Source organism: Promicromonospora sp. Populi (assembly GCF_041081105.1).
In the GTDB taxonomy this organism is placed as follows: domain Bacteria; phylum Actinomycetota; class Actinomycetes; order Actinomycetales; family Cellulomonadaceae; genus Promicromonospora.
In genome coordinates this window covers 1,918,314-1,945,106 of record NZ_CP163528.1, presented here as the reverse complement: position 1 = coordinate 1,945,106, position 26,793 = coordinate 1,918,314, and the positions used below count along the sequence as shown (strand labels likewise).

The 26,793-nt window shown below is 69.8% G+C and carries 27 protein-coding genes; 17 read left to right on the top strand and 10 right to left on the bottom strand.

Features of this window, described 5'->3' with window-relative positions; all coding sequences use genetic code 11:
* Positions 1 to 52: 52 nt before the first annotated feature.
* The 8 genes from AB1046_RS08790 to AB1046_RS08755 all read left to right on the top strand — a co-directional run bounded on the left by AB1046_RS08790 (position 53) and on the right by AB1046_RS08755 (position 7,881).
* Complete coding sequence (locus AB1046_RS08790) at positions 53 to 931, top strand: serine/threonine-protein kinase (RefSeq protein ID WP_369374390.1); 879 nt, start codon at positions 53 to 55, stop codon at positions 929 to 931.
* Entirely contained in the window at positions 928 to 2,169 is a 1,242-nt protein-coding gene (locus tag AB1046_RS08785; protein WP_369374388.1) for a hypothetical protein, read from the top strand. Before AB1046_RS08790 ends, AB1046_RS08785 begins: the two co-directional genes overlap by 4 nt.
* Before the next feature lie 61 nt (positions 2,170 to 2,230).
* Entirely contained in the window at positions 2,231 to 2,845 is a 615-nt protein-coding gene (locus AB1046_RS08780) for a hypothetical protein (RefSeq protein WP_369374386.1), read from the top strand.
* Entirely contained in the window at positions 2,838 to 5,363 is a 2,526-nt protein-coding gene (locus tag AB1046_RS08775) for an Hsp70 family protein (RefSeq protein ID WP_369374384.1), read from the top strand. The genes AB1046_RS08780 and AB1046_RS08775 overlap by 8 nt, the downstream gene beginning before the upstream one ends.
* Positions 5,360 to 6,298, top strand: coding sequence for an OmpA family protein (locus tag AB1046_RS08770; protein ID WP_369374382.1), 939 nt, complete (start codon positions 5,360 to 5,362; stop codon positions 6,296 to 6,298). The genes AB1046_RS08775 and AB1046_RS08770 overlap by 4 nt, the downstream gene beginning before the upstream one ends.
* Positions 6,299 to 6,352: 54 nt before the next feature.
* Positions 6,353 to 6,586: a DUF433 domain-containing protein gene (locus AB1046_RS08765; RefSeq protein WP_369374380.1), complete on the top strand. Its 234-nt coding sequence runs from the start codon at positions 6,353 to 6,355 to the stop codon at positions 6,584 to 6,586.
* Positions 6,583 to 6,963 carry a DUF5615 family PIN-like protein gene (locus AB1046_RS08760; protein ID WP_369374378.1) on the top strand — a complete coding sequence of 127 codons (381 nt, stop codon included), beginning with the start codon at positions 6,583 to 6,585 and terminating at the stop codon, positions 6,961 to 6,963. The genes AB1046_RS08765 and AB1046_RS08760 overlap by 4 nt, the downstream gene beginning before the upstream one ends.
* Before the next feature lie 54 nt (positions 6,964 to 7,017).
* The gene (locus AB1046_RS08755) at positions 7,018 to 7,881 is read left to right on the top strand and encodes an alpha/beta hydrolase (RefSeq protein ID WP_369374376.1); all 864 of its coding nucleotides are present in this window, start codon (positions 7,018 to 7,020) and stop codon (positions 7,879 to 7,881) included.
* A gap of 23 nt (positions 7,882 to 7,904) precedes the next feature.
* On the opposite strand, the gene AB1046_RS08750 is transcribed toward AB1046_RS08755, so the two are convergent.
* Positions 7,905 to 8,795, bottom strand: a complete 891-nt coding sequence (locus AB1046_RS08750) for a LysR family transcriptional regulator (protein ID WP_369374374.1) — start codon at positions 8,793 to 8,795, stop codon at positions 7,905 to 7,907.
* A 78-nt stretch (positions 8,796 to 8,873) separates the two neighbouring features.
* On the opposite strand from AB1046_RS08750, the gene AB1046_RS08745 reads away from it, so the two are divergent.
* Together AB1046_RS08745 and AB1046_RS08740 are read left to right on the top strand one after the other, a co-directional pair.
* Entirely contained in the window at positions 8,874 to 9,983 is a 1,110-nt protein-coding gene (locus AB1046_RS08745) for an EamA family transporter (protein ID WP_369374372.1), read from the top strand.
* Positions 9,980 to 10,651, top strand: a complete 672-nt coding sequence (locus AB1046_RS08740; RefSeq protein WP_369374370.1) for an NAD(P)-dependent oxidoreductase — start codon at positions 9,980 to 9,982, stop codon at positions 10,649 to 10,651. The genes AB1046_RS08745 and AB1046_RS08740 overlap by 4 nt, the downstream gene beginning before the upstream one ends.
* Positions 10,652 to 10,688: 37 nt before the next feature.
* On the opposite strand, the gene AB1046_RS08735 is transcribed toward AB1046_RS08740, so the two are convergent.
* Entirely contained in the window at positions 10,689 to 11,510 is an 822-nt protein-coding gene (locus AB1046_RS08735; RefSeq protein ID WP_369374368.1) for an alpha/beta fold hydrolase, read from the bottom strand.
* Positions 11,511 to 11,655: 145 nt separating this feature from the next.
* Between AB1046_RS08735 and AB1046_RS08730 the strand changes: the two genes are divergently transcribed.
* Together AB1046_RS08730 and AB1046_RS08725 are read left to right on the top strand one after the other, a co-directional pair.
* Positions 11,656 to 12,672: a GTP-binding protein gene (locus AB1046_RS08730; protein WP_369374366.1), complete on the top strand. Its 1,017-nt coding sequence runs from the start codon at positions 11,656 to 11,658 to the stop codon at positions 12,670 to 12,672.
* Positions 12,673 to 12,683: 11 nt separating this feature from the next.
* Positions 12,684 to 13,622 (top strand): hypothetical protein, encoded by a 939-nt coding sequence (locus AB1046_RS08725; protein ID WP_369374364.1) that lies wholly within the window; start codon positions 12,684 to 12,686, stop codon positions 13,620 to 13,622.
* A gap of 1 nt (position 13,623) precedes the next feature.
* Here the strand turns inward: AB1046_RS08725 and AB1046_RS08720 are convergent, their stop codons facing one another.
* A complete protein-coding gene (locus tag AB1046_RS08720; protein WP_369374362.1) occupies positions 13,624 to 14,625 on the bottom strand; it encodes an Lrp/AsnC family transcriptional regulator in 1,002 nt (333 codons plus the stop codon).
* A 167-nt stretch (positions 14,626 to 14,792) separates the two neighbouring features.
* Here AB1046_RS08720 and AB1046_RS08715 point away from each other — a divergent pair, with 167 nt between their 5' ends.
* Positions 14,793 to 15,662, top strand: coding sequence for an oxidoreductase (locus AB1046_RS08715; RefSeq protein ID WP_369374360.1), 870 nt, complete (start codon positions 14,793 to 14,795; stop codon positions 15,660 to 15,662).
* Positions 15,663 to 16,710: 1,048 nt separating this feature from the next.
* On the opposite strand, the gene AB1046_RS08710 is transcribed toward AB1046_RS08715, so the two are convergent.
* Complete coding sequence (locus AB1046_RS08710; protein ID WP_369374358.1) at positions 16,711 to 16,959, bottom strand: hypothetical protein; 249 nt, start codon at positions 16,957 to 16,959, stop codon at positions 16,711 to 16,713.
* Between the two features lie 98 nt (positions 16,960 to 17,057).
* A complete protein-coding gene (locus tag AB1046_RS08705; protein ID WP_369374356.1) occupies positions 17,058 to 17,711 on the bottom strand; it encodes a hypothetical protein in 654 nt (217 codons plus the stop codon).
* A 728-nt stretch (positions 17,712 to 18,439) separates the two neighbouring features.
* Between AB1046_RS08705 and AB1046_RS08700 the strand changes: the two genes are divergently transcribed.
* The 3 genes from AB1046_RS08700 to AB1046_RS08690 all read left to right on the top strand — a co-directional run bounded on the left by AB1046_RS08700 (position 18,440) and on the right by AB1046_RS08690 (position 20,370).
* On the top strand, positions 18,440 to 19,246 hold the full coding sequence (locus AB1046_RS08700; protein ID WP_369374354.1) for a helix-turn-helix domain-containing protein: 807 nt from the start codon (positions 18,440 to 18,442) through the stop codon (positions 19,244 to 19,246).
* A complete protein-coding gene (locus AB1046_RS08695; protein WP_369374352.1) occupies positions 19,210 to 19,557 on the top strand; it encodes a tyrosine-type recombinase/integrase in 348 nt (115 codons plus the stop codon). The genes AB1046_RS08700 and AB1046_RS08695 overlap by 37 nt, the downstream gene beginning before the upstream one ends.
* A gap of 336 nt (positions 19,558 to 19,893) precedes the next feature.
* Entirely contained in the window at positions 19,894 to 20,370 is a 477-nt protein-coding gene (locus AB1046_RS08690) for a tyrosine-type recombinase/integrase (RefSeq protein ID WP_369375637.1), read from the top strand.
* Here AB1046_RS08690 and glnA read toward each other — a convergent pair.
* The 5 genes from glnA to AB1046_RS08665 form a co-directional block, all read right to left on the bottom strand.
* Positions 20,367 to 21,791 carry a type I glutamate--ammonia ligase gene (gene glnA, locus AB1046_RS08685; RefSeq protein WP_369374350.1) on the bottom strand — a complete coding sequence of 475 codons (1,425 nt, stop codon included), beginning with the start codon at positions 21,789 to 21,791 and terminating at the stop codon, positions 20,367 to 20,369. The genes AB1046_RS08690 and glnA overlap by 4 nt on opposite strands.
* Before the next feature lie 294 nt (positions 21,792 to 22,085).
* Positions 22,086 to 22,829, bottom strand: coding sequence for a DUF4191 domain-containing protein (locus AB1046_RS08680; RefSeq protein WP_369374348.1), 744 nt, complete (start codon positions 22,827 to 22,829; stop codon positions 22,086 to 22,088).
* A 42-nt stretch (positions 22,830 to 22,871) separates the two neighbouring features.
* On the bottom strand, positions 22,872 to 23,873 hold the full coding sequence (gene lipA, locus AB1046_RS08675) for a lipoyl synthase (protein ID WP_369374346.1): 1,002 nt from the start codon (positions 23,871 to 23,873) through the stop codon (positions 22,872 to 22,874).
* Between the two features lie 94 nt (positions 23,874 to 23,967).
* Positions 23,968 to 24,651: a lipoyl(octanoyl) transferase LipB gene (gene lipB / locus AB1046_RS08670; RefSeq protein ID WP_369374344.1), complete on the bottom strand. Its 684-nt coding sequence runs from the start codon at positions 24,649 to 24,651 to the stop codon at positions 23,968 to 23,970.
* Positions 24,652 to 24,719: 68 nt separating this feature from the next.
* Positions 24,720 to 25,433, bottom strand: a complete 714-nt coding sequence (locus AB1046_RS08665) for an HNH endonuclease family protein (RefSeq protein ID WP_369374342.1) — start codon at positions 25,431 to 25,433, stop codon at positions 24,720 to 24,722.
* Positions 25,434 to 25,594: 161 nt separating this feature from the next.
* Between AB1046_RS08665 and AB1046_RS08660 the strand changes: the two genes are divergently transcribed.
* Complete coding sequence (locus AB1046_RS08660; protein ID WP_369374340.1) at positions 25,595 to 26,695, top strand: Gfo/Idh/MocA family oxidoreductase; 1,101 nt, start codon at positions 25,595 to 25,597, stop codon at positions 26,693 to 26,695.
* The last annotated feature ends 98 nt before the right edge of the window (positions 26,696 to 26,793 follow it).

Sequence of the window (26,793 nt, the reverse complement as noted above, 5' to 3'; positions counted from 1 at the left end):
CGAGCTGCGCGTGCCACGGTTCGGTCGACCAGCGTCGTAGGAGGGAGACCCAGTGCGCCTGCTCAGCGAGGGCAGCCGGATCGGCGACACGTACGAGATCGAGCGCTACCTCGGCCAGGGCGCCTACTCCGAGGTCTACCGGGTGCGCCACCGCTTCCTGGGACGCCAGGCCATGAAGGTCCTCAAGCGCGTCGGCACGCTGGCCGAGACCCGCCGGATGCTCGGCGAGGCCACCCTGCTCTCCAAGCTGGGCCACCCCAACATCGTGCGGGTCTTCGACGCCGGGACCGTCCCGACGCCGGCCGGAGAGCGCGGCTTCTTCACCATGGAGTACGTGGCCGCCGGCAACCTCGACGACTACCGGCGCTCGCGGCCGGACGGCTCCGTCCCGGTCGACGACGCGGTAGAGATCCTCGTGCAGCTCTGCGCCGGGCTCGCCGTGGCCCACCGGTCGGACCCCCCGATAGTCCACCGCGACATCACACCCTGGAACGTCCTGGTCGGGTACGACCAGCACCGCCTGCGGGTGCGGGTGGGCGACTTCGGACTGGCCCGGCGGGTCGATGCCACGTCCGGGCTGACCAGCTCCGAGGGGACCCTCATGTTCATGGCGCCGGAGGCGTTGCGGTACGGCCAGGGCGCCTCCCCGGCCGGGGACGTGTACGCCGTCGGGACCGTCGCGTACCTGCTGCTCACCAACCTGCTGCCCTACGAGGACGTGCCGGCCACGGTGTTCGGCGCCCAGCACCGGCCGCCCCCGATCTCCCCGCACGACCTCAACCGCCGCGCGGACCTGGACCTGGCGCAGATCGTGCTCGGTGCGCTCGAGCCCGACCTGGCCCGCCGGCCCGCCGACGCGGCCGAGCTGGGCAAGGCCCTGACGACGTGGCAGGCCGGCCGGGACGCAGCAGGGGAAGGGGCGGACCGTTGAGCATCACCTCCGACGTAGCGCGCGACATCGACCGGGTGCTGCGCCCGCTCGAAGGGCACGGCCTGTACCGGAACAACGCGTTCCGGGTCACCGGGCTGCCCACCGACGTGTCGAACCGGCAGGTGCGCCGGCACCGGGAGGAGACCCAGAACCCGTACTACGTGACGCCGGTGCCCGACGGCGAGGTGCCGCTGCCGCCGTCGGACGACCCGGACGCCTTGCGCGCCGCGTTCGAGGTGCTGCGCGATCCCCTGGCCCGGCTCGTGCACGAGCTGTTCTGGATCCGGCCGGACCAGAACAGCCGGCACAAGCGCGCGGTCTTTGTGCACTCCCGGGCGCTGGAGGCGACCACCCCCGACGGGCGGGTGGCGCAGGAGGAAACCTGGGACGACTGGCGGGTGGGCCTGCGCCTCCTGGCGGAGGCATTTGTCGCCGAGGAGACGTGGGAGCGGGTCCGCCAGCGCGCGGCGGAGATCGACGACCCACGCCTGTCCGTCGCGGTGCTCCGCGCACTGCGTGACCGGCTGCCGGAGCACGTCATCGGGGTGTCCGTCGGGCTTGTGGTGCGGGCCGCCGGCTCCGGCCAGGAGCTTGCGGAGCCCCAGATGAAGGTGCTGCGCGGGGCGGGTTTCGAGCCGAGGCTGGTGCGGGACGTCTCTCGCGGCGCCGTCGAGCCGTTCACGGACCGGGTGCGGAACGCCTGCGAGACGGCACGGCAGACCGTGCCGTCCGCAGGGCTCTCCGCGGCGACGGAGCTGCTGGAGGAGACGACGCCGGCGCTGGCGACCTGCGCGGCTGTCCTGGGGAACGACGACGACGTGGTCGGCGCCTGCCGGGACGAGGTGGCGCGCGCCGTCAACAACTGTGTGCTCGGGTTCGTGAACGTGTACGTGGAGAAAGCGCCGGGCGCGCTGTCTTCGGGCCCCGTCCTGGACCTGCTCCGCGAGGCTCGTGCGCTGGCGTCGTCGCCGTCGGTCACGACGCTGCTGGACAACAACATCACGGACATCGAGAACTACCGGGCGGGGCGCCGAGCCGGGGTTCCGGCGGAGGCCAACCTGGGCTGCGCGCCGCTCCTGATCTCCTTCCTGATCGGTGGTGCGCTGTCCTGGTGGCTCATGTACAACGTGGTCGACATCGGACCGATCTGGTCCACCTTGGTGGCCATCTTCGGCGGATTCGTGGCGATAGGCGCCGTCGCGCAAGTCGTCGAGTTCTTCCAGGACCTCGGCCGCTGATGAGGGCATCATCGAGACCGGTACGCACAACACATGCACCACCGAAACAAGGAGTGGATGGGTGAACGCCGCACCACGACGCCGGCCCGGCGCCGGCAGCCTGTCGGCCTGGTCCCGGCAGCACCGGTTCCCGGCCGAGTTCCGGATCGCGCCGCCTGCGGTGGCCTCAGTTCCGGCCCCTGGTCCGGCCTCTGACCCGGCCCCTGTCCCGGTCTCCAACCCGGTAGCTGCTCCGGCGTCGTCCGCTGCATCCGGGCCGACGGCGCCGCAGGCGCCGGACTCGCTGCTCGATGCACGCCCCGAAGGCCTGTCCGACGACGTCGTGGCCGGCCTGGTGACCGAGCTCTGGCGGGCCCGCAACAAGGTGGACGGTCCGGGGGCCGAGCAGGACCCGCCGCGCGCCGTGCGCTGGGCCAACCGCTACCTGGCCGCCGCCGACGACCGCCTCGTGCGTGCAGGGATCGAGGTGGAGGGGCACGACGGGCTGCGGTTCGACGTGGGTATGGACCTGCGGGTGCTGGCCTACCAGGACGACCCGGACGTCACCGAGGAGACCGTGGTCGAGACGGTCCGCCCGTCGGTCCGGCGTGCGGGACGCATCATCCAGGAGGGTGAAGTGATCGTGGCTGTGCCTGAGCGGGCAGACGCCGAGAAGAGGGGGCAGGACGATGCGTGACACGATCGACATCGGGATCGACCTGGGTACCACCAACAGCGCCGTCGCCGAGGCGAAGGGCGCGAGCGCCGAGGTGGTCCGTAACGCTCAGAACGTGGAGTTCACGCCGTCGGCGGTGTATGTGAGCCGAACGGGCAGCGTGCTCGTCGGGCAGAAGGCCGGCGCCCGGGTGGTGGCCGACCCCGACAACGCGTGCGCCGAGTTCAAGCTCCGCATGGGCCGCCGCGACCAGGACAAGCTGTTCGAGGCGTCGGGCCGCACCATGTCGCCGGAGGAGATGTCGGCGGAGGTGCTCAAGTCGTTGCGCGGCGACGTGCAGCGACGCACGGGCGAGCCGGTCGAGACGGCGGTGATCACCGTCCCGGCCGCGTTCACCGCGGACCAGACGGCCGCGACCAGTCGCGCCGCCGAGCTCGCCGGTCTGAAGGCCGCGCCCCTGCTGCAGGAGCCCACCGCCGCCGTCTGGGCGTACACGGCGGATGCCAAGGCACCCGACAAGGGGTTCTGGCTGGTCTACGACTTCGGCGGCGGCACGTTCGACGCCGCCGTCGTCAAGATCGAGGACGGCGAGTTCATGGTGGTCAACCACGCGGGCGACAACTCGCTGGGTGGCAAGCGGATCGACTGGGCCATCGTCGAGGACTACCTGCTGCCCCGGCTGCAGCAGGACCACGGCCTGACCGACGTCACTGCGGACAACCCCCGGTACCGGGGGGTGCTCGCGCAGCTCAAGGGCCTGGCCGAGGCGGCCAAGATCGAGCTGGCGCAGCAGGACAGCGTGGAGATCGAGGCGGAGATCAGGGTCGAGGCCGGCCGCGACGTCGAGTTCTACTGCGAGCTGACGCGGGACAACCTGGCGGACATCGCGCGGCCCCTGGTGGCGAGCTCGATCCGGCTGTGCCGCCAGTCGCTGTCCGAGAGCGCGATCCCCCCGGAGGCGTTCGAGCGGCTGCTGCTGGTCGGCGGCTCGTCCCAGCTCGCCCTGGTGCGCGAGATGCTGGCCGATCCGGTCGAGGGCCTCGGCATCCCGCTCGACCACAGCCTGGACCCGATGACGGTGGTGGCGCGCGGCGCGGCGATCTACGCCGCGACGCAGCGCATCCCTCAGGAGGTGCGGGCAGCGGCCCCGGTCGTCCCGGGCCGTGCGCTGCTGAACCTCGAGTACTCGGCAGCCGGGCTGGATGCCGACCCGTTGCTCGGCGGGCGGGTCCAGGCCGACGACATCGCCGACTGGACCGGCGGGACCGTCGAGATCCGCAACACGACGACCAAACCCCCGTGGACCACGGGCGCCGTGGCGCTGCGCCAGGACGGGTCGTTCTCCGTACGGCTGCGTGCCACGGAGTTCGCCACGCACTCGTTCACGGTGACCGTGCACGACCCGGCGGGCACGGAGCAGGCGACCTACCAGCCGGGCTTCACCTACCAGCGCAAGAGCGGCGGCATGGGCGGCGCCCCGACCATGAGCCACTCGATCAGCGTCGGCCTCGTCGGCAACACGCTGGTGCCGCTGGTCCGGCGCAACACCGAGCTGCCGAGCACGGGCCGCGTCAACGGCCTGCGGACCACGCAGGCGGTCGACCGGAGGTCCGGCAACGGCCTGATGCGCATCCCGATCCTGACGGGTGAGCACGCGCGGGCCGACCGCAACACGGTGGTGGGCCAGCTCGTCGTCCGCTCGGACGACATCGAGCGCGACCTGCCCCTGGGCACGGAGGTAGAGGTGGTCGTACGCGTCGACAGCAGCTTCCGGATCGAGGCCGAGGCGTACGTCCCGTTCCTCGACGCCGAGTTCGCCATCGACGTCGACCTCAGCCGCCCCGTGCTGCCCGAGCTCGCCGACCTGCGGGCCGCCCGCACGGCGCTCGACACCAGGTACCACGACCTGCGCAGCCAGGGTGAGCAGATCCGGGCCACCGAGGCGCTGGCCCGGCTGGACCGGCTGGACACGGACAGCATCATGGAGGAGATCGACCGGCTGCTGCGCCAGTCCGAGGCGGACCCGGACGCGCTAGCGACCTGCCAGGCGCGGCTGCTCGACGCCGACTCCGCCCTCGACGAGGTGGACGAGCTCCTGGAGCTGCCCAAGATCGTCGAGGAGGGCAGGGAGGCACAGGGGATCGCCAACGAGGTCGTCGCGGAGGCCGGCAACGGCCGCTACACGGACGAGCTGCGGCGGGCCGAGGCCGAGCTGGAGGACGCCATCGCGGAGGGCAACCGGACGGTGATCGAACGGCGGACCAACGAGGTTCGGTCCATCGCGATCCGCGTGTTCGAGGAGAACGGGCAGCTTCCCCTGATCCGGTTCGCGGCCCTGGAGAACGAGCTGGACGGCGACCCGCGCCGGGAGGTGCAGCGCCTCCTCGGTGACGGCCGCTCGGCGGTCGCCGTCGGCGACCTGAACCGGCTCACCGGTATCAACGCCCGGCTCGACCGGTTCGTGGACCGGAGCGGCGGGGGTACCAGTGCGCCGTCGATCCTCGGGGACGGCCTGCTGGGCAACGGGGGTGCGCAGTGAGCCGCGTCGCCGAGGCCTCAGTCCAGGCCGCACTGGCCGACGCCGCCCTGCAAGCCCGGGCCGGGCGGTACGACGACGCGCGGCGCCTGCTCGACTCGATCGGCGGCCAGCACAGCGACGACGTCGCGGTCCTCGACCTGCTGGCCCGTGTGCACGCCCAGCGCGGCGACCTGGCCCGGGCCGACGCGTGCTGGGCCCGCGTCGAGCACCTCGACCCGGAGCACGCCGGGGCCCGCGACGGGCGCCGCCGGATCCGCGCGATGTGGGGCGGACGGCGCACCGGCGGGGGCCTCGTGCTGGGCGCCGCCGCAGCCGCCCTCCTGCTCGCCGGGGGCGGGGCCGTGGCCGGGTGGGGCTTCGCGAACCGCTCGGCCGAACAGCAGGCGGACCCCGCGGTGGCCCAGGAGCTCGCGCAGCTGAGGCACGACCTGAATCAGATCCGTACGGCCACACCGCCGCCGCCGCCGCCGCCGTCGTCGTCGGAAGGAACTACGTCGCGCGAGACAGCCCTGCGGGAGGTGCGGGACGCGCTGGGAGACCAGCGCTGGACCACGACGCTCGACGCGCGCTCCGTCCTCGTCACGTTCCGCGACCCGGTGTTCCAGGCCGGTGGCGCCGAGACGTCCCGGAGCGGGGCGGATGCTCTTACGGGCCTCGCCGGGCTGCTCGGTGACCTGACCGACGTCGAGGTGACGGTCATCGGCCACACGAGCAACACCGCACCCGTTCCGGGCAGCCGCTACCTCGACAACGCCGAGGTGAGCCTGGCCCGGGCGCTCGCGGCGGCGCAGGTCATCTCGGCGGACAGCGGGATCCCGCTGAGCGCGGTGGACGTGGCCGGCGCGGGCGCCGTCGACCCGCCGTACCCCAACACGAGCGACGCGAACCGCGCCAGGAACCAGACGGTGACGGTGGCGATCGAGGTGGTGCCGTAGGGGATCTGTTCGAAGATCCGTCCGGATCCGGGAGGCCACGGTTACGATATTTGTATGTCCCGCCTTGAGCGCATCACGTCCGATCCACAGGTCTGCCACGGCCAGCCGGTCGTGCGCGGGCTGCGCTACCCAGTACAGATGGTCCTGGAGCTGATGGCGTCCGGGATGTCTCCTGACGAGATTCTTGAGGACTACCCCGATCTGGAGCGAGAAGATCTGCTCGCGGCCCTGGAGTACGGGGCGCTCGCTTCGGGCGGGCACACTGTCGTGTCCGTCAGCGCAGCGTGAAGTTCCTGGTCGACGCGCAGCTGCCTGCACGGCTCGCGCGTGCGCTGATCAAAGCCGGGCACGACGCGAAGCACACGACCCAGCTGCCGAACGGCAATCGTTCCTCGGATACGGACGTGACGGCTTTCGCTGACATCGAGGACCGGGTGGTGGTGTCCAAGGACGCCGACTTCCGCATTTCGCACCAGTTGTACGGGCGACCGCGTCGGCTGCTGGCGGTCGCGATGGGAAACGTGCCGAACAACGACCTGCTCGCAGCGTTCGACGTGCATCTTGACGTGATCGTCGCAGCCTTCGAGGACGCGGACCGGGTCGAGATGCGAGCGACCCAGATCGTGGCCTGGACGCGCAAGTCACCCGAGACCGACGGCGCCTGAGCGCGGGCGGGAAATCCCGCGACGTGTGAGCGCCCGCTCGCTACGGTCGGGATCGTGACCGCCCGTGTCCCGTTCCGCGCCCTGCCGCTCGACCTCGACGACGTCCGCTATGAGCACGGCCCGGACTCGTCGGTGCGCCCAGGTGTGCCCAGGGGCGAGACCGTCGAGCTGCGCCTGAACGACAGCGCCGTCTTCCCAGGCACGGCTCGCACCGTATGGATCCATGTCCCAGCGGCCTACGACCCCGCCGATCCCGCGGGGCTCCTGGTGTTCCAGGACGGCTGGTGGTACCTCGACCCGGACGGCGAAGTCCGGGGCGGGATCGTGCTGGACAACCTGGTCCACGCTGGCGAGATCCTGGTGACCATCGGTGTTTTTGTCGACCCAGGAGTCTTCGAGGACCAGCAGGACCCGGCGCGGCGCAAGAACCGCAATACCGAGTACGACGCGGCCGACGACCGATACGCCACGTTCCTGCTGACCGAAGTCGTCCCGGAGGTTCGACGCCGGTACGCCGTCAGCGACGACCCGGACCGCTGGGGAATCGTGGGCGGCAGCAGCGGCGGGAACTGTGCTTTCACCGCCGCCTGGCACCGCCCCGACCAGTTCCGCCGCGTCGTGGGCTTCCTGTCGAGCTTCGCGCAGATGCCCGGCGGCAATCCCTACCCCTCCGCGCTGACGGCCGAGCCTCGCAAGCCGCTGCGGATCTTTCTGCAGGCCGGCCATCGAGACATCGGCTGGGACCGACCGGAGCACAACTGGCTCGCGGAGAACCTGCGGACCGCCGCCGCCCTGGCGGAGGCCGGCTACGACTTCCGGCTCGTCCTGGGCGACGGCGGTCACAACCCGAACCACGCGGGCGTGCTGCTGCCCGACGCGCTCCGCTGGGTCTGGCGCGCGGGCGACAGTCTCCGCTGAGAGTCCGGTGGCGCCGCAAGCGGTCACGCCGCCGTCGGCGGAAGCCCGATCGCGTCGAGGAAGGCAAGCGTCGCGGGCGAGGGCCCGGGGCTGGCCCACACCACATGCTCGACGCGGCTCGGGGCGTCGCTCACGGCGACGGTGGCGAGGCCGCCGAGCTCCGGGGCCCGCTGGAGGTAGGCCGCCGGGAGGAAGCCGATCGCTAGCCCGTGGCCGATCACCTGGGCCATGAGCGCCGCGTCCGTGACCTCGAAGGCAACATCGCGGCTGACCCCGGACCGGGCGAAGGCCTGATCTGTCTGGGCCCGGCCGGCGGTCCCGTACGGGAAGTCGACGAACGCCTCGGTCGTGAGGTCCGCGAGGCTGACCTTCCGCGCACGCGCGAGGGGATGGTCTGGCGCGAGCACCGCGACGAGGCGGTCGCGGCCCAGCTCGTGGCTGCGCACGCCCGTGGGCCGCGAGCCGCTCGGGAGACCGAGGAACGCCACGTCCAGCTTGCCGTCGATGACCTCGGCCGTCAGCTCGTCGCTCGCGCCGGAACGCAGGGTCACGCGTACGTGCGGATGACGACGGCGCAGGTCGCGAAGGGCCGCGAGCACGTCCACGGCGGCGACCGTCGGGATGACGCCGACGCTGAGGCGCCCCCGCACCTCCCCGACGGTGGCCGCTGCGTCGGCGGCTGCGCGCTCCGCGGCCTCTAGCGCCTGCCGCGCGGCGGGCAGGAAAGCCTCGCCCGCGGGCGTCAGGCGGACCCGGCGGCTGGTCCGGGCGAAGAGCGCGGTTCCGAGCTCGTGCTCCAGCCGCTTGATCTGGTGGCTCAGGGCGGACTGCACCACGTGGCAGCGCTCGGCGGCCCTGGTGAAGTTCGCCGTCTCGGCGACGGCGACGACGTACCGCATCTGCTGGAGCTCCATGGATCAATCGTCTATCACGATTGATCAAATGAAAAGGATGTGTTGGACTCATAGCTGGCTAACGCGAAGACTGGTCTCATGGACACCACGACGCTCCTGCCGGGCCGGACCCGGGGCCTCGGTAGCACCGCGGCGCTGACCGCCGTCACCGCGCTCGCCCCGATGGTCTGGGGCACCACGTACTTCGTCACCACCGAACTCCTGCCCACGGGGCACCCGCTGTTCGCCGGGCTGGTGCGGGCGCTGCCCGCGGGGCTCGTCGCAGTGGTGATCGGCATGGTGATCAGCGGGCTGGCCGGTAGGGCTCGCGGTACGGGGACCAGCACGGGGATCGGTGCGGCGCTGCCGAAGGGCTCGTGGTGGTGGAAGAGCGCCGTGCTCGGCATCCTCAACATCGGGCTCTTCTTCCCGATGCTCTTCATCTCCGCCGAACGACTGCCGGGTGGCGTGGCGGCCACGCTCGGCGCGATCGGCCCGCTCGTCGTCACCTTCCTCGCGGTGCCGGTGCTCGGTCAGCGCCTGGCGGTACGGCGGGTCGCGTGGGGCGTCGCAGGCGTGGCGGGCGTAGGCCTCGTCGTCCTGGGGCCAGGCGCGCGGCTCGATCCGGTGGGCGTCGTCGCCGGGCTTGCGGGCGCGGTCTCGATGGCCCTCGGCGTCACCCTCACCAAGCGCTGGGGGCGGCCGGAGGGGGTCGGCCCGGTCTCCGCCGGCGGCTGGCAGCTGATGGCTGGCGGGCTCTTCCTCCTTCCCGTCACCCTGCTGGTGGAGGGCGCGCCACCCGCCATCGACGGGCGGGCGGCCCTCGGCTACCTCTGGCTCGGCCTGGTGGGCGGGCTCATCGCGTACGTGCTCTGGTTCCGGGGGATCGGACGGCTGCCGGTCACGTCTGTCGCGTTCCTGTCCCCGCTGTCGCCGTTGGTGGCGGCGGTGATCGGCGTCGCCGTGCTCGGCGAGAGCCTGTCGGCCGTCCAGGCCGCCGGGTTCGCGCTCGCGCTCGCCGCCGTGCTCGCGGGTCAGCTTCCGGAACGTGGCCGGCGGGGCGGGGTTCCGGTCCCGACGTCGGTTGCGTCGCCCGCGCCGTCGTCGTCATCCGCAGTGACCGAGCGTTCCCTTCCGTCTGACCTGACCGAATCGCCCCTGCCGGCTGGACTGCCCGCCGCCCTCGCACCGCTGGAGGTCGCACGATGAGGATCGTGACCTTCGGGGCCACCGGCATGGTGGGAACCCGCCTCGTCAGTGAGGCGTCGGGGCGCGGCCATGAGGTCGTGGCGGCATCCCGTGGGAACGCCGGGAGCGGCGGCAGGAACGCCGGGTACGGCGGCGCGAGCGGCGAGGCCGGAGCGGGCGCGATCTCGACGGTCGCCGTCGACGCCCGGGACCAGTCGCGGGTCGCGGACCTGCTCCGGACCGCCGACGTCGCGATCAGCGCCGTCCGCCCGCGACCGGGCGAGGAGGCAAGCGTCCCCGAGGCAACCAGGGCCTTGCTCGACGCCGCCGCCGAGACCCAGACCGCCCTGTTGCTCATCGGCGGCGCCGGCCCGCTGATCAGCGCTCTCGCACCCGCAACTCTGGTGCTCGACGATGAGCGGTTCGTGCCGGCCCAGTGGAGGTCGAGCGCCGTCGCAAGCCTCGTCCAGCTACGAGTCTGCGAGGGCCATGGCGCAGCGTGGACCTACCTCAGCCCACCGGCGGTGCTCGAACCGGGCATCCGGACCGGCACCTACCGCCGCGGCACGACGACGCTCCTGCTCGACGCCGCCGGCCGGTCGCGCATCTCGGCCGAGGACCTGGCGGTCGCGGCCCTGGACGAGGTCGAGCACCCGGGCGAGGCGCGGCACTTCACCGTGGCCTACTGACCAGCGCTGGTCAGGAACAGTGGCAGAACCTCTGGCGTCACGCAGGAGGGTGATGTTCCTTGAGGAAGCCGACCACGGTCGGCCAGACCAGACCGGGGTCGCTGAACGGGGCCGCGTGCCCGAGACCGGGGAACTCGACATATTCTCCGCCCGGGATCACCTGCGCGACCTCGCGTGCCCGGGAGACGAAGGTGTCGGTGTCGAGCTCAAAGCCCATGATCAGACGGGGCATCGCGACGCACGCGAGGTCCTGAAGCCGATCCTGGTATGTCGAGATGAAGGTGGCTGCTCGTCGTCTCGCGTGTGGATCGAGCGGGCCGGCCCACGATGACTGCGCGTCCCGCATGCTTCGCACGAAAGAATCGTCAGCAAGACGATCTGGCGGGAAAGCGGTCAAGAGTCCCAGCGCAAGCCGCAGGGAGTCCGATCCGGCGTCCGTCAGGACGTCCCAGGATTCTTGCAAGACCTTGTCGATCTCGTTCTGCCGCCCGTAGGTGGCAAGCAGCGCGGCCACCCGCACACGCTCAGGGGCAGCGAGCGCTACCTCCTGTGCGATCGCCGCTCCCTGAGACCACCCCACGAGGGCGACCGGCTCCCGCCTACGAGCGAGGAACGCCTCGACGCAGGCGACGGCGCTGCGCCAGTCCAGGCCGCTCGGCCGGTGTTCGAAGGTCGTTACCCGATAGCCCAGAGCGAGAAGGTCGTCGCGGACGCGGCCCGACCACTCAACGGGGTTCGCCAGCGGGTTACTCAAGAAGATCACCTCAGTGCCTGCGCCCCACGTGTGCGCCACACCCAGCTCGTCCACGGTGCGTCGGTGCATGCGCGAAGCCTTCCATGACGACGGCGTCTTGTTCATCCGGCGTACTGACTCCAGTCGGCAGAAAATCCGTTGCCCCGATCGCGCCCGGCGGTCCATCGTGGGGCAACCCGAGAGATTGGAACACCGATGACAGCTGTCACGCCCCGTGCCCTGACCCACCTGACCACGGACGTGACTGCACTTGTCGTACCTCAACCTCGGGATCGTCGCCCATGTCGACGCGGGTAAGACCAGCCTGACCGAACGCCTGCTGCACCACGCGGGCGTGATCGACCGCCCCGGTAGCGTGGACCGCGGCGACACCACCACCGACACCCTTGCGCTGGAGCGCGAGCGCGGTATCACCATCCGCGCGTCGGTGGCGTCGTTCCCCGCAGGGAACGTCACCGTGAACGTGCTGGACACGCCCGGCCACCCGGACTTCATCGCCGAGGTGGACCGCAGCCTCGCCGTGCTCGACGGCGCGGTGCTCGTGCTGTCCGCCGTCGAGGGGGTGCAGGCGCAGACCCTCGTCCTGATGCGCGCCCTCCAGCGGCTCCGACTGCCGGTGATCGTGTTCGTGAACAAGATCGACCGCCGCGGCGCGCGCCCTGAGGCGGTGGCCGACGCCGTCGCGCGCCGGCTGAGCCCGGACGTGCTGCCCGTGCAGCGGGTGCTCGGCGCGGGTACGCCCGAGGCCCGGGTCGAGACTCTGCCCGACGACGGCCTTCGCGCCTGGTTGGCAGGCGAGTCGCGCCGGGGCGCCGCTCACCCCGTGCTGTTCGGGTCTGCGATTACGGGTGCCGGGATCCCGGATCTGATGGCGGCGCTGGGCACCTACTTGCCGGTGGTGTCGGACGGCGGCCGCACGGCCGCGCGCGGGGGTGTGGCGGACGGCGTGGCGGGCTCCGGCACGGTCGATCTTGGCGTGATCGACCCCGGTGCGATCGACCCCGACGTGTCCGGCCTGGGAGCGCTCGACCCGGACCTGGACCCGGACGCGGGCACACCCTCCGGTGTCGTGTTCGCGATCGACCGGGAGGGCGGTCGCAAGCGGGCGTTCGTCCGGATGCGGTCGGGCACCCTGCGGGTCCGAGACCGGATCGACCTGCGGCACGGGAAGTCCGAGCGGATCACCGGGCTGCGCATCGCCTCCCGCGGGGCGCTCGAACCTCGTTCGACGGCGGGGCCGGCCAGATCGCCGTCGTCCAAGGTCTGACGACGGCGCGGGTGGGCGACGTTGTTGGGCCGAAGCTGCCGGGAGACGAGCGCGGAAGCCAGTTCCCACCGCCGTCGTACGAGACTGTCGTGGACGCGGACCCTGGTGACCGTGGCCGGCTCTACTCCGCGCTCACCGAGCTCGCTGAGCAGGACCCGCTGATCCGGGTCCGGCGGCGGGACGAGGAGATCACGGTGTCGCTGTACGGCGAGGTCCAGCGCGAGGTGCTGGCCGCGATCCTGCAGCGGGACTACGGGGTCGAGGCGCGGTTCGGCGAGGTGCGGACGGCGCGCGAGGAGCGGCTCGTCGGCGTGGGGCATGCGCTGGAGGTGATCAAGCAGGGCGACAACGAGTTCCTGGCCACGATCGGGCTCCGGGTCGAGCCCGTGCCGGCCGGGACCGGCGTGATCTTCGAGCTGGAGTGCGAGCGCGGGTCGATGCCGCCGGCCTTCTTCGACGCGACCGAGGACACCGTCCGTCGGGAGCTGGTCCTTGGGCCGCTGCGGTTCCCGGTCCCGGACGCCCGGGTGGTCATGACCCATTCGGGCTACTGGCCGCGGCAGAGCCACATGCACCAGAAGTTCAACAAGGCGATGTCCAGCACCGGGGCCGACTTCCGCGGGCTCGCGCCGCGCGTGCTGGCCGCCGCCGTCAAGCGGGCGGGGACTGTGGTGTGCGAACCGGTGCACCGGTTCGTGATCGAGGTGCCGGACGACGTCGTCGGACCTGTGGCCTCCCTGGTGGGGCGGCTGGGCGGGGTGCTGCTGGAGTCGCGCGCGGCGGGCGCGGGGGTCGCCGGCGCCGGAATCGTCGTGCTGCGGGGCGAGATCCCGGCCGGGGTCGTCGTGGCGCTGCAGCGGGACCTGCCAGGCCTGACGCGCGGGGAGGGGATGTGCCGCACGGAGCACGACCGGTTCGAGCCGGTGCGTGAGCCGGCGACCTCGACCTGAGTCAGGTCGGAATGAGGCGGCCGTTGTGCAGGCGGGTGCCGGCCTGCTTGAGGCGGCGCAGGACGGGGACGACGTCGACCTGCTGGACCGCGTCGAGGGCGCCGACCTTGGTGGTGACGTACGTGTACAGGTCTTCCAGGGTGCGGCACGTGACGGTGACCAGGAGGTTGGCGGACCCTGTGACGGCGGCGGTGAAGGTCGTCTCGGGGTGGGCCGAGAGGGCGTCACCGGTGGCGGCGAGGCGGCCGGGCGCGACGGCGATCCACAGGTACGCGGCGTCATGGAAACCGAAGCGTGGGTAGGCCAGGTCCACGGCGACGTGCAGGGCCTGGCTGGCGAGCAGCTCCGTCAAGCGGTCCGATACGCGGGACTTGGACCAGCCGGTGGCGCGGGCCAGCTCGACCACTCCGGCGCGTCCGTCGATGGCGAGCTCGGCCAGCAGGCGGCGGTCGCGCTCAGGCAGCGCAGCCGTGTCCGAGGGTTCCTGGGCGGCCTGCGCCGTCGGCTCCTGATGTGGATCGGGAGAGTGGAGCAGAGCAGCCTGCTCGCTGGTGAGGGGATCGTCAAAGGCGAACCACTTGGCGGTGTCGCCGAGGTGCATGTGCAGGACGGCGTACGCGTTGTAACCCAGCACCCCGGCCGTGCGCGGCAGGCGGTGCAGGGCTGATCCGCTCTGGTGACGAGGGTCGGTGCGGGTCTGGCAGACGATCTCGGAGCCGCCCGAGGTGACGCTGACGTAGGCGATGTCCTCGCGCGCGGCCAGCGCGTCGGCCAGGGCGCCGGTGGCATCGGGCCTGCACTGGACCCGGACGAACCAGACCTGCTCGCCGAGCCGCTCGTGGCTGGGCAGGGTGCGCACGCGCACGGCCCCGTCAGCGACCAGGGCACGGTAGCGGCGGGCGACGGTCTGCTCGGACACCTGAGCCACCTGCGCGATCCGCCGGAACGAGGCCCGCCCGTCACGGAGCAGGCACTGCACGATTCGCCGGTCGATCTGGTCCACGGTGGAAGTATAGGAGCCAAATCCGGCGAACTGTGGACCTTCCGCCGTCATTCAGAGCTCCTGATGGGCCGCCCGAGCTATCCGGAGGGACAGTGGGTCTACCGCACCGCGCCGGTCCGCCCGGACCGACGTCGTGCGACCGAGACATCTGAACGAAGGAATCCCTGATGACAATCACCCTGCCTGGCGGCGAGCTGAACCTGTCCGAGAACCTGTCGGTGACGCGCGTCGGCTACGGTGCGCTCCAGCTCGCCGGCCCGAACGCATACGGACTCCCGCGTGACCGCGACGAGGCGCTCGCGGTACTGCGCGCGGTTGTCGAGGCGGGCATCACCCACCTGGACACCAGCGACTACTACGGCCCGCACGTCGTCAACGACCTGATCCGCGAAGCCCTGCACCCCTACCCGGAGCGGCTGCACATAGCGACCAAGGTCGGTGCCCGTCGCACCGCGGACGGCGGCTGGCCGGCCGCGCTCTCCCGCGACGAGCTGGTCCAAGCCGTGCACGACAACCTGGAGCACCTCGGGCTCGACGTGCTGGACCTGGTGAACCTGCGCATGACCGACACCCTGGAGGCGGCCGACATCGTCGAGCCGTTCACGGTCCTGTCCGAGCTGCGCGATCAGGGCTTGATCCGCAACCTGGGGGTCAGCAACGTCAGCACGGCCCAGGTCCAGGCCGCCCAGCAGATCGCCCCGGTGGTCGCGGTGCAGAACCACTACAACGTCGCCTTCCGGCAGGACGACGCCCTGGTGGACTGGTGCGCCGAGCAGGGCATCGCGTTCGTGCCGTTCTGGCCGCTGGGCGGCTTCCGCCCCCTGCAGGCCGAGGCGCTGGAGCACGTCGCCGCGGACCTGGGCGCCACCACCCGCCGGACCGCGCTGGCCTGGCTGCTGCACCGGTCCCCGACGATGCTGCTGATCCCCGGCACCGCCTCGCGCGCCCACCTGGCCGAGAACATCGCCGCGGCGAGCCTGGAGCTGCCCGAGGAAGCGCTGCGCACGCTGGATGCCCTGGCGGGCGCGGCTCGCTGACCGCCGTCGAACGCGGGGAAGCCCCGGAATCCTGAGGATTCCGGGGCTTCCCAACCACAGGGTCGAGCAGCTACGACTCAGATGTCGTAGTAGAGCTCGAAGTCGTACCTGGGGGACGGCCAGGGCTGGCCGCGTTGGAATCGTTGGAATCTGGCGGTTTCTGCGTTGGCCAGCGCCGGTCAGTTCCGGCGGCTGCCGGACGTCTTGTGGACTTTTCTTGGACTCGACGAGAGCCGACAGCACCCCGCCACCGTCCTGGGATCGGAGGGGCGAGGTCGTGGGAACGCTGCCTGCCGTGCTTTCCACTCACCCGCATCGATAGCACTCGGGGACTATCGATGTATGACGCTGACCACAGCAATTTGCACAGCAGATTGGGTCGCGCTTGCCGCCGACCGACGGATCACCGCAAGCACCCGTCGAGGCATAACCTGGCAGGTAGACGCAGATAGCAAGATCGCAATTGTCGACGGCGAACATCTCGTTGCCTACACATCTTTGCGCTCAAAGTCAGGTTGGCCGGCGAGCAAGTGATCGGTGAGCGCGGAAGGGAACATCTGGCTAGGGCCCACCAGTCGTCCCCGTACCGGTAGGTCAGCTGCCACTCGAACTGGAGCTGTCTCGGCTCGTAGTTTGTGGCGTACAGTCCGGCGGGTTTGCCGTCGAACAGCCGACGTTGAAGGAGACTGGCGGCTTGCATGCAGTCGTAGTCGGACGCGGTCAATCTGGTCCGGCTGCGCAGCGACACCCGCAAACCTGCAGGTCAGACCCACACGCGCTCCAACGGCGACGCTGCTGCTGGCACCCCGGCTGTCATCCGAGACGAATCCCCTCACTCAACAATGAGGAGAGAAAACCTCACTGCGAGCCGCTGAGGTACTGGCGAGTGTCTACCGGGCGAGCACCTGCGGCGACACCGTCTTGTTGGCCGGAGTGGTTGTATCTGGACAGGGATCATCGTGTTTGCACGAGGCCACGAAGAACGCCAGTCGCAAGAGTACTGACATGTCCTGAGCAAGCAGGGCGTGGAAAGGCCGATCTTGCTCTGCTACACCGCAAGCGGAATGATCATTAAGATCACCATGGCAGCAAGAGTCGCAAGTGCGATAATCCTTTCCTTCCGGGTTCCCCAAAATTGAACTGCGCAGGTGATTAGAAACCATCCCGCAAGGAATATCCAGGCCACTTGTGGGCTATTGAAGACGAATAGCGGAATTGCCTGTGCGAGAACGAACAGTATCGCGGCGGTCAGTACCGCAGAACCATTCCACTTGCTCGAATCGGGAGTGGCGGTCAATCTTCCTCCATAGAGCTCTCAACGTTCTGGCCGACAGGGCGGCGCTCACAGCCTGGTTGATGCCATAGCGGCACCAACCAGGCTGCTCGACTCGCTCGCTACACGCTGCAGTGCGACAGATAGTACTCCTGGTCACTACCAGGCAGGAATACTTCGTATGACCCTTCGCCATGAACGGCTATTTCGATCTCAGGTGTCCAGTGAGCGTCGTTGTAGTCCGCAAAATCGCCAACCACCTGACTGAAGTGCTCGGTATAGTCGGGCCCTCGCCAACCAGTGTTGGCTACGAGGTTGCCCCTGTAAGCCCAGCCACCAAGGTAGCCAAGATCAGATGCCCAGCCACGCCAGGACGTCGAGGTGCCTACAACCCTGCCGTCTTCGGCTTCAAACCACTTGTTCAATTCATAATACGCCAGGTCATGACCGAATACATTCTCAAATGTCTGCAAAGCGGTGACCTCGCAGTCAATGACGGCCGGGGCATTAACTTCGGCACTTGAACCTGAATCGCGGCTCGGGGCAGCGCTGCTCCCGACTTGCGTGCTCACTTGAACCGGAACAGTAGCGATTGCCTCAGGGTCGGCGTAGGCGGCATGCGCCTCGCTGGCGGTCAGCCCGGCGTACTTGACAGCTCCGGCGACGAAATCCGCTTCCGACATTGGGATTGCTCCCGGGCCATCCGTCGGCACTGCGTGCGCTACAGCCGAGGACATCGTCCCGAAACCCAGAATCAGGGTGAGGGAAACGAACATCCACCCTACTCTCTTGAATAGCGAATTCACTGGCTTTCCTCTCGTAGTACTCTCGGGGCCATGGCTCCGAGAGGCTGAATGAGTTGCGATGCCGTGAAACGAACTTTCGTGACTAATAGTTGCAGAGCACATTAAAGCGGTCAACTTGGACAAATGTCCAAGGCTCGCCCTGCGGTGGGCGCCCTTCCAGGCGGATGGCTAGACAATTCTCACCCTCGACGCCTCTTGAGCGGGTGAAGTGGCAGTCAGGGTACGAATTTCACCCGGCGTGTTGGCGTGGAGTCACATGTGGCATAAGTCACATTCGATCGCGGCGCGGGGTCCCAAGAAGCCGTCAAGCGGCGGGATCTGTCTGGGCCCAAGGTCCTACGGCAGCACGGCGAACGGTGCTCGCGACATTCGCGTGGCTGGACGCCTCACCTGAGGACCGGGTCGGATCGGTCGCGAAGGCTCTCGGGACGTCAACCGCCAAGGCGGGTGCGCTCGTCGTCCAGGCGCGAGCAGCGGGTCTCGTCCCGCCCGACGATGCAAGCCCGACCCTGATGTTGAGCGCCACTCACTATGCGCATGATCTGGGGTCGTGGCGTCGTTCACTGTGAGCATGGTTCGTGCTCATGATGGCGCCGCGACACCGCGATGACGTGTCGGACCTGGGCGGTCGGCGCTCGGCGCCGAGTTCGTCGTCGTGGTGTCGCCCGGGTTGCCCGTGCGGGCTGCGGGCGGGCATCGTGCAACACGAGCTGCCCACTGCCGGCCTGGTCGTGGAGCAGGGATCATCGGACGCGTGGGAGGGAACCGTGGTGCTGCTCGTGGCCATGACCAGCGACGTCGAGGACGTGCTGACCGCTGGCACCATGTCGTGCCCCTCGTGCTCTGGGTCGCTGCGACCCTGGGGCTACGCGCGGATGCGGGTGCTACACGGGAGCGGCGGGACCCGTCGCAGGGTCCGGCCGCGGCGGGCCCGCTGCCGGGGGTGCGAGGTCACGCACGTGCTGGCGCCCTCGGACAGCCTGCCGCGGCGGGCGCACCTGCTGGAGCTGGTCGTGGCCGGGCTGCTGGCCCACCACGGCGGCGTCGGGCACCGGAAGATCGCCGCACGGGTCGGCGTCTGTCCGGACACCGTGCGCCGCTGGATCCGCCGGGCCACCGCGAACGCACCAGGGCTGATCGGGCGGGCCAGGCTGTGGTCGTTCCAGATGGGCGACGACACCGTGGTGAGCATCCCCGCCGGGACGGTCGTCGGCGACCTGCTGAACGCGGTCGGCCGGGCAGCGACAGCCGTGCGCCGACGGTTCGGAGTGCGTCTGCCTGCCGGGCTGACGACCTGGGAGATCGCCGGCCGCGTCCTGGCCGGGCGACTCCTGGCGCCGCCCTGCGTACCTGAACGGTCGAGCCGTTCCCGGGGGCTCGTGCGTCCTCTTCGCGCCGACGTCGTGACCAGCACCGCGACACCACGCCCACGAACACCCCGAGATCCACAACTTCGTCATCACCGGGAGTGTCGTTCGGGCCGATTTCATGCTCACCAAGAGTGACGCCAACGTGCTCATCCAGAGCGTCGGTCAACACCCTGATCGAGACAGCACGAGCAGTGCTCGGCGACCTGCCACGCGGTGCCATGGTGTTCCACGACCTGAGGCACTACTACGCGAGCCTGCTCATCCGGCGCGGAGCGTCGATGAAGGTGGTGCAGGCCAGGCTCGGACACAAGTCCGCAGCCGAGACGCTGGACACCTACTCGCACCTGTGGCCGGACGACGACGACCGGACCCGCGAGGCCGTGGACAGTGTCCTGGGCGCAATTCCTGCGGACTCTCTGCGGACTGCGCACTCCATCGCAGCCTGAATGCCCAGGCCAGAGCGTTAAGAGCGGACGAGCCGATCTGTACGCGGGGTTCCTCGGCAGGCCTAATGGCCTGTCGGGGAGACCGGCGGGATCGGTCGAGAACGTTGGAATTCTGCGGCTCGCGAGCGTTGGCGGTCTTGGGCCCGGACGGCGCTTGGTGGCGCTCTTGCGGACTATCTGCGGACTGTGCACGGTCGAGGCCGGCGTGCTCGCGCTAGGTGTCGGTGCTGCCCACCAGAGCCACATCGGCCGCGCGCCGCGATTAGTCATGATGCCAATAGGCTCGGCGAGTAGAGCGAGGACATGTGAAGCGATTGTGGAACTGACCTCTACGAGATCGAGACGGACGAGTCCAAGACGCCCATCCCGGTAGCGCGCGAACTCGTCGAGGCGTTGTCAGCCTCGATGGTCGGCCGACCGGCGTCGGCGTGGATGATCGCCGACGACGCTGGCGGGCAAGTCGGACCGTGGCAGGTCCAGCGCGCGGTCCGCGCGGCACGCGAGGCTGCGACGTACAAGGACGCCAAGGGCGAGAAGGTCGAGGGCCTGCCGGAGGAGTTCCGGTTCCACGACCTGAGGCACTACTACGCCTCGCTCCTGATCTCGGAGCGGGCGGACGTGAAGGTGGTCCAAGCGCGTCTCCGGCACGCGAGCGCAAAGACGACGCTGGATACCTACGCGGATCTGTGGCCGGACACAGAAGAGTCCACGCGGACCGCCACCGGGAAGGTGATCGCGGCTCGCGTGGACTCTTCATGGACTAAGGGGTCGAAGAAGGCCCCGAAAGCCCGGAATCTAGCCGATCAGGCTTAGATGTCGTAGTAAAGCTCAAACTCGTGCGGGTGCGGCCGCAGGCGGATCGGGTCGATCTCGTTCTCGCGCTTGTACGCGATCCAGGTCTCGATCAGGTCCTCCGTGAACACGTCACCGGCGGTGAGGTACTCGTGGTCGGCCTCGAGCGCGTCGAGCACACCCGGGAGCGACGTCGGAACCTGCGCGATCTGCGCGTGCTCCTCCGGCGGCAGCTCGTACAGGTCCTTGTCGACCGGCGCGGCCGGCTCGGTGCGGTTCTTGATGCCGTCCAGGCCGGCCATCAGCATCGCCGAGAACGCCAGGTACGGGTTGGACGACGGGTCCGGCGCGCGGAACTCGATGCGCTTCGCCTTCGGGGACGTACCCGTGATCGGGATACGGATCGAGGCGGAGCGGTTACGGGCCGAGTAGACGAGGTTCACGGGAGCCTCGAAGCCCGGCACCAGGCGGTGGTACGAGTTCACCGACGGGTTGGTGAAGGCAAGCAGCGACGGCGCGTGCTTGAGCAGGCCGCCGATGTACCAGCGGGCGAGGTCGGACAGGCCGCCGTAGCCCTTCTCGTCGTAGAACAGCGGCTCGCCGTTCTTCCAGAGCGACTGGTGCGAGTGCATGCCCGAGCCGTTGTCGCCGAAGATCGGCTTCGGCATGAACGTGGCCGACTTGCCGGCCTCGAACGCGACGTTCTTGATGACGTACTTGAACTTCATCAGGTCGTCCGCGGCGTGCAGCAGCGAGTTGAACTTGTAGTTGATCTCCTGCTGGCCGGCGGTGCCCACCTCGTGGTGCGCGCGCTCGACGGAGAGGCCGACCTGGGCGAGGGTCTTGACCATGTCGTCGCGCAGGTCCGCAAAGCGGTCGCTCGGCGAGGTGGGGAAGTAGCCGCCCTTGTAGCGGGTCTTGTACCCGAGGTTGCCACCCTCCTCCTCGCGGCCGGTGTTCCACGCGGCCTCGACGGAGTCGATGGAGTAGAAGCTCTCGTTCGCGGACGTCTTGAAGCGCACGTCGTCGAAGACATAGAACTCGGCCTCGGCACCGAAGAAGACGGTGTCGGCGATGCCGGTCGACTTGAGGTAGGCCTCAGCCTTGGCCGCGATGTTGCGCGGGTCGCGAGCGTAGGCGTCGCCCGTGAACGGGTCCACGATCGAGAAGTTGACGATCAGCGTCTTGGCCTTGCGGAACGGGTCGATGAACGCCGTCGCAACGTCCGGCACAAGCTTCATGTCGGACTCGTGGATCGCCTGGAATCCGCGGATGGACGAGCCGTCGAACATGAGGCCCTCGCTGAAGGCGTCCTCGTCGAACTGCTCGACCGGGATGTTGAAGTGCTGCGTGACACCCGGCAGGTCGATGAACCGGACGTCGACGAACTCCACCCCCTCGTTGCGGGTGAAGGCGATCGCCTCCTCGGCGTTTTTGAACATCTGCGCTCCTTGCTCGCTCGATAAGTCCAGGGGAGTCCGTCGGACCACGCCGCGATGGAGCGGGGCACAGTCACACGCGGATCGCCACGAACCTAAGGGCAGGTGGTTTCTCTCGGGTTACTGATTGTTGCCAGGGTGTTTCTCACGCCTCTCGACCGTGTAACCGTGGGGAGATGCGCTGGTTGTAGCCCCGGCAGCGTTCCCCAGCGTGCCAGAACTCACACGAGGTGGCCCGGCGGCGTCCGTCCATCGGACGGTCGCATCGGCGGTCGAAAAGCACTCTGCAGCGGCCGGTCAGCGGCCGCGCATGCCCTTGCGGTCGGGGCGTGCGCGGGTCGGGTCGACACCCTTGGGGATCGGCAGCTTCATGCCGCCGATGGCCTTGAGGCGCTTGCTGATCTCGGCCACTTCGGCCCGGGTCAGGGTCGACTTCAGCCGGCTGACGGAGCGCGCCACCTTGGTGAGCGTCACCTGTCCCTCGGCGTCGCCGCACTGGATCAGCGTGACCGGCACGTTGGACAGGATGCGGCTGACCTTCTTGCGCTCCTGCTCCAGCAGGCGCCCCACGCGGTGCGGCGGCCCTTCGGAGACGAGCACCACGCCGGCCTTGCCGACGCCGCGGAACACGAAGTCCTGGTTGCGCGCGTCGACGGCGACGGGCTCGTCCTCGAAGGTCCAGCCGCCGCGGACCGTGCCGAGCGCGGCACGTGCCGCGCCCGGCTGGCCGGCGATCTGCGTGTAGGCGGCCTTCTCGGCGCTGCGCGACAGGATGAACATCGCCGCCAGCAGGCCGAACGGCACACCGATGACCAGCGCGTAGACCCACGCGCCCGCGAGGACGCCGATGAGCAGCGCTACCGCTACGACTCCGAGGAACGCGGCGAGCATCCACCAGGTGACCAGCGGGTTCTGCTTGCGGGTCATCTTGTAGACGTCCCACAGCTGGTGATACCAGCGGCGCTTCTTGGGCTTCTTCTGCTTGGCGGCAGACGCTGCTACATCGTTGCGCGCGTCGCCTCCGGACGAGGTTCGGGCCATGGTCGTCAATTCTACGGCGCCGCGAGCGGTGTGGTTGCCGGATCAGCGAGCCAGCAGGCTCGCCGCCTCCTGCCGGGAGGTGGTGGGCTGTGCGAGGTGCGCGAGCGCCTCGGGGATGGCGCGGCCGTGCTTCGTCATGGCCTGGCCCCACAGCCGTCCCGCGCGGTACGAGGAACGCACCAGCGGCCCCGCCATGACGCCGAGGAAGCCGATCTGCTCGGCGGTCTCGGACAGCTCCACGAACTCCTCGGGCCGCACCCAGCGGTCCACCGGGTGGTGGCGCAGCGAGGGCCGCAGGTACTGCGTGATCGTGATGATGTCGCAACCGGCGTCGCGCAGGTCCTGCAGGGCCTGCTTGACCTCGTCGACGGTCTCGCCCATACCGAGGATCAGGTTCGACTTGGTGACCAGGCCGGCGTCGCGAGCCGTGGTGATCACCGAGAGCGACCGCTCGTAGGTGAACGCCGGGCGGATCTGCTTGAAGATGCGCGGCACGGTCTCGACGTTGTGCGCGAGCACCTCGGGGCGCGACTCGTTGACGATGTCGAGCAGCTCGGGGATGGCGTTGAAGTCCGGAATCAGCAGCTCGACGCCGGTGCCCGGGTTCAGCGCGTGGATCTGGCGGACGGTCTCCGCGTAGAGCCAGGCGCCGCCGTCGGCCAGGTCGTCACGGGCGACGCCCGTGACCGTCGAGTACTTCAGGCCCATGGTCCGCACGGACTCGGCGACGCGGCGCGGCTCGTCCTTGTCGAAGTCGGCGGGCTTGCCCGTGTCGATCTGGCAGAAGTCGCAGCGGCGCGTGCACTGGTCACCGCCGATGAGGAACGTGGCCTCGCGGTCCTCCCAGCATTCGAAGATGTTGGGACAGCCGGCCTCCTCGCACACCGTGTGCAGGCCCTCGCCCTTGACGAGCGATTTCATGTCGCGGTACTCGGGACCCATCACCGCCCGGGTCTTGATCCAGTCGGGCTTCTTCTCGATGGGCGTGGCCGAGTTGCGCGCTTCGATGCGAAGCATGCGTCGGCCTTCAGGTGCGATGGTCACGCTGTTTCCTCTCCCAGGTCAGCGGGGTGTGCCGAGCCTATGCCGAGGGCGCCCGCCTGTGCGCGGTCGTCCCGTGGGTGGTCAGTGGTGTTGGTCACGCCGTGGCTGCGACGGGTCGGGGCGCGTGTGCCAGGAGGGGTGCGAGGCGCTCGATCAGCGCCGCCTCCAGGAGCGGCCGGACCTCGTCGACGGTGACCTGCCGGCCGAGCTCCGCCGTCAGGGACGTGACGTCGGCGTCCTCGGCCGGGATGCCGCAGGGGACGATGTGGTCGAACGCGGTCAGGTCGGCGTCGCAGTTCAGGGCCAGGCCGTGCATGGTGACGCCCTTGGCGACGCGCGCGCCGATGGCGCACACCTTGCGCTCCAGCCGGGGGTTCGCGACGTCGGGGGAGTCGGCGGCGACCCAGACGCCCGAGCGGCCCTCCACGCGCTGGGTCGTGACCCCGAGCGCGGCGCAGACGTCCATCACGGCCTGCTCCAGCGTGCGCACGTACTCGACGACGTCGAACGGCTTGGCGAGCTTGACGATCGGGTAGGCCACGATCTGGCCCGGCCCGTGCCACGTGATCTTGCCGCCGCGGTCGACCTTGATGACCTCGGTGCCGTCGGTCGGGTACTCGTCGCGGTTGGTGCGGGCACCCGCCGTGTAGACCGACAGGTGCTCGAGGAAGAAGACCGTGTCGGCCAGCTCGTCGGCACGCACCCCCTCGTGCGTGCTGCGCTGCAGGTCCCAGCCCTCGTGGTACTCGACGTGCCCGGTGAGGTGGCGGATGTCCATGCCCGTCACCCTACGTCCCCGCCGGCACCCCCATCCACGCCCGTCGTGGCGGGGGCCGGGCGGGGGCGTCAGGAGGTGGGGAGAGGTTCTGAGGGGCAGCTTGTCAGGACGTCTTCCATGGCGTCGTGCTCGGCGGGCGTGACCCACAGCTCGTACTTGGCCTTGACCGCTACCTGCCGGGCGATGTACTCGCAGCGGAAGGCCTGGTTCTCGGGCAGCCACTCCGCGGCGTCCCGCGCGCCCTTGCCCATGTTCGCGGGGCCGTCGGAGGCGATGAGGTTCAGCGGGTCGTTCGCGATCTGGACGCGCTGGGCCTCGTCCCAGTCCGCTGCGCCGGTGGTCCAGGCGTTCATCAGGGCCACGACGTGGTCGATCTGCACGTCCCCGGAGTTCTCGCCGCGCTCGAACGCGATGGTCTCGCCCGTGTACGGGTCATCGAGCGTGCCGGACGCCACCTCGCACGTGTCGCCGTCGGTCAGCTCGAAGTCCTCGAGGTCGCGCTGCAGCATGTCGTTCCGGGTGTCGCAGCCGTTGTCGTCGACGTCCTGCCAGGCGCTGCCGAAGTCGGCCTCACGGTCGTAGCCGTCCTCGGTGGCGGCGTCCTGCACGGTGAGGGTGTCGAGCGTGGCGAGGGCCGAGCCCTCAGCGCCCTCGGCGGGGGCGACGTCGTCCCCCAGGGACTTGATGATGAAGTTGCCGGCGAGCACGAGTGCCGCCACCGCGATGAGCACAAGCTGCAGGGTCTTGCGGGTCTGGCTGGACTTCTTGGCTGTGGCGGACACGAGCCCCTCATTCTGTGCCGGTGTGGTCCGGACACGTGGCCGGACTCGCGAAGAAAGTGTGAAACGTACCTCTTGCCCCAGTCTGCCAGAGTTGTGTTACGGCAGTTAACCCGCTGACCAGTGATGTCGCATTGCTGCGCCGCGCGGGGCACCATGGGGCCATGGCTCTACGGATCGGGATTGTTGGGTACGGAGGTGCGGGCCGGCAAATTCACGCTCGCCTCGCGCGAGCAGCGGGAATGGCGGTAACGGCGGTCGTCGCCCGGGACTCAGGACGGCGCATGCAGGCCGCCGGCGACTGGCCCGGCGCACGGCTGTTCAACGACCTGCCGTCGATGCTTGACGAGTCCGGTCTCTACGACCTCGTGGTCGTCGCCAGCCCCTCTTTCCTCCACGCCGAGCACGCCGCCGCCGTGGCCGCGGTGGGCAAGCCCTTCGTGCTGGACAAGCCGATCGGGACCACCGCGGCGGAGGCTCGACGGGTCGTGAGCGCGGCCTCGTCGTCGGGCACACCGTTCACCGTGTTCCAGAACCGGCGCTGGGACCCTGAGCAGCTCACCCTCGCGGCCCTGCTGGAGCGGGGCGACCTCGGCCAGGTGCACACCTTCGAGCGGCACTGGGAGCGCTGGCGGCCCAAGCCGCAGCAGCGGTGGAAGGAGAACGACGTCAGGGGCGGCGGGCTCCTGCTCGACCTCGGCCCGCACCTCGTGGACTCGGCGACCCAGCTGTTCGGCCCCGTCGTCGCGGTGTACGCCGAGACGCGGGCGATCTCGACCCCGACCGAGGACGACGTGTTCCTGGTGCTCCACCACGCCGCCCAGGACGGCAAGCAGGTCGGCCAGCAGGACGGCAAGCCCGGCCGCGCGGCCGCCGCCGACGTCCTGTTCGGGGCGGAACCGCCCGCCAAAGGCGTCGTCTCCCGGCTGTGGGCCGGCTCCCTGGTCGGCGCGCCCGGTCCGCGCACGCGGGTGCTCGGTGACGGCGGCGCGTACCTGGTGAACTCGTTCGAGGGCGACCCCTCGCCCTTCGACGTGCTCGACGCCGAACAGCCCGAGGGCACCCTCGGCTGGCTCGTGCGCGGCCGGGAGCGCACGGCGGTGCCGCAGCCCCGCGGCGGACACGACGACTTCTACCCCGCGGTCGCGGAGTGGCTCGCCGGCGAGGCCGAGGTCCCCGTCGACCCGGCGGACGCCGTCCGCACGGCGGAGGTGCTGGACGCCGCGCGGCGCTCCGCCCAGGAGGGGCGGCTCGTCGACGTGTGAGCTGCTCCCCGCACGGGGCCAAAGCCCTGGTCAAGCGCTCGCGTTGCTCACCCACAGGGCAGGAGATTCGGCAAATCCTGTGGATAAAGAGCGGGCAT

What these genes read in the sequence shown, in the direction of transcription:
- AB1046_RS08775 (WP_369374384.1), top strand. Translation starts at nt 2,838, where the DNA reads ATGCGTGACACGATCGACATCGGGATCGACCTGGGTACCACCAACAGC.
- AB1046_RS08765 (WP_369374380.1), top strand. Translation starts at nt 6,353, where the DNA reads ATGTCCCGCCTTGAGCGCATCACGTCCGATCCACAGGTCTGCCACGGC.
- AB1046_RS08750 (WP_369374374.1), bottom strand. Translation starts at nt 8,795, where the DNA reads ATGGAGCTCCAGCAGATGCGGTACGTCGTCGCCGTCGCCGAGACGGCG.
- AB1046_RS08745 (WP_369374372.1), top strand. Translation starts at nt 8,874, where the DNA reads ATGGACACCACGACGCTCCTGCCGGGCCGGACCCGGGGCCTCGGTAGC.
- AB1046_RS08740 (WP_369374370.1), top strand. Translation starts at nt 9,980, where the DNA reads ATGAGGATCGTGACCTTCGGGGCCACCGGCATGGTGGGAACCCGCCTC.
- AB1046_RS08735 (WP_369374368.1), bottom strand. Translation starts at nt 11,510, where the DNA reads ATGAACAAGACGCCGTCGTCATGGAAGGCTTCGCGCATGCACCGACGC.
- AB1046_RS08715 (WP_369374360.1), top strand. Translation starts at nt 14,793, where the DNA reads ATGACAATCACCCTGCCTGGCGGCGAGCTGAACCTGTCCGAGAACCTG.
- AB1046_RS08705 (WP_369374356.1), bottom strand. Translation starts at nt 17,711, where the DNA reads ATGTTCGTTTCCCTCACCCTGATTCTGGGTTTCGGGACGATGTCCTCG.
- glnA (WP_369374350.1), bottom strand. Translation starts at nt 21,791, where the DNA reads ATGTTCAAAAACGCCGAGGAGGCGATCGCCTTCACCCGCAACGAGGGG.
- AB1046_RS08680 (WP_369374348.1), bottom strand. Translation starts at nt 22,829, where the DNA reads ATGGCCCGAACCTCGTCCGGAGGCGACGCGCGCAACGATGTAGCAGCG.
- lipB (WP_369374344.1), bottom strand. Translation starts at nt 24,651, where the DNA reads ATGGACATCCGCCACCTCACCGGGCACGTCGAGTACCACGAGGGCTGG.
- AB1046_RS08660 (WP_369374340.1), top strand. Translation starts at nt 25,595, where the DNA reads ATGGCTCTACGGATCGGGATTGTTGGGTACGGAGGTGCGGGCCGGCAA.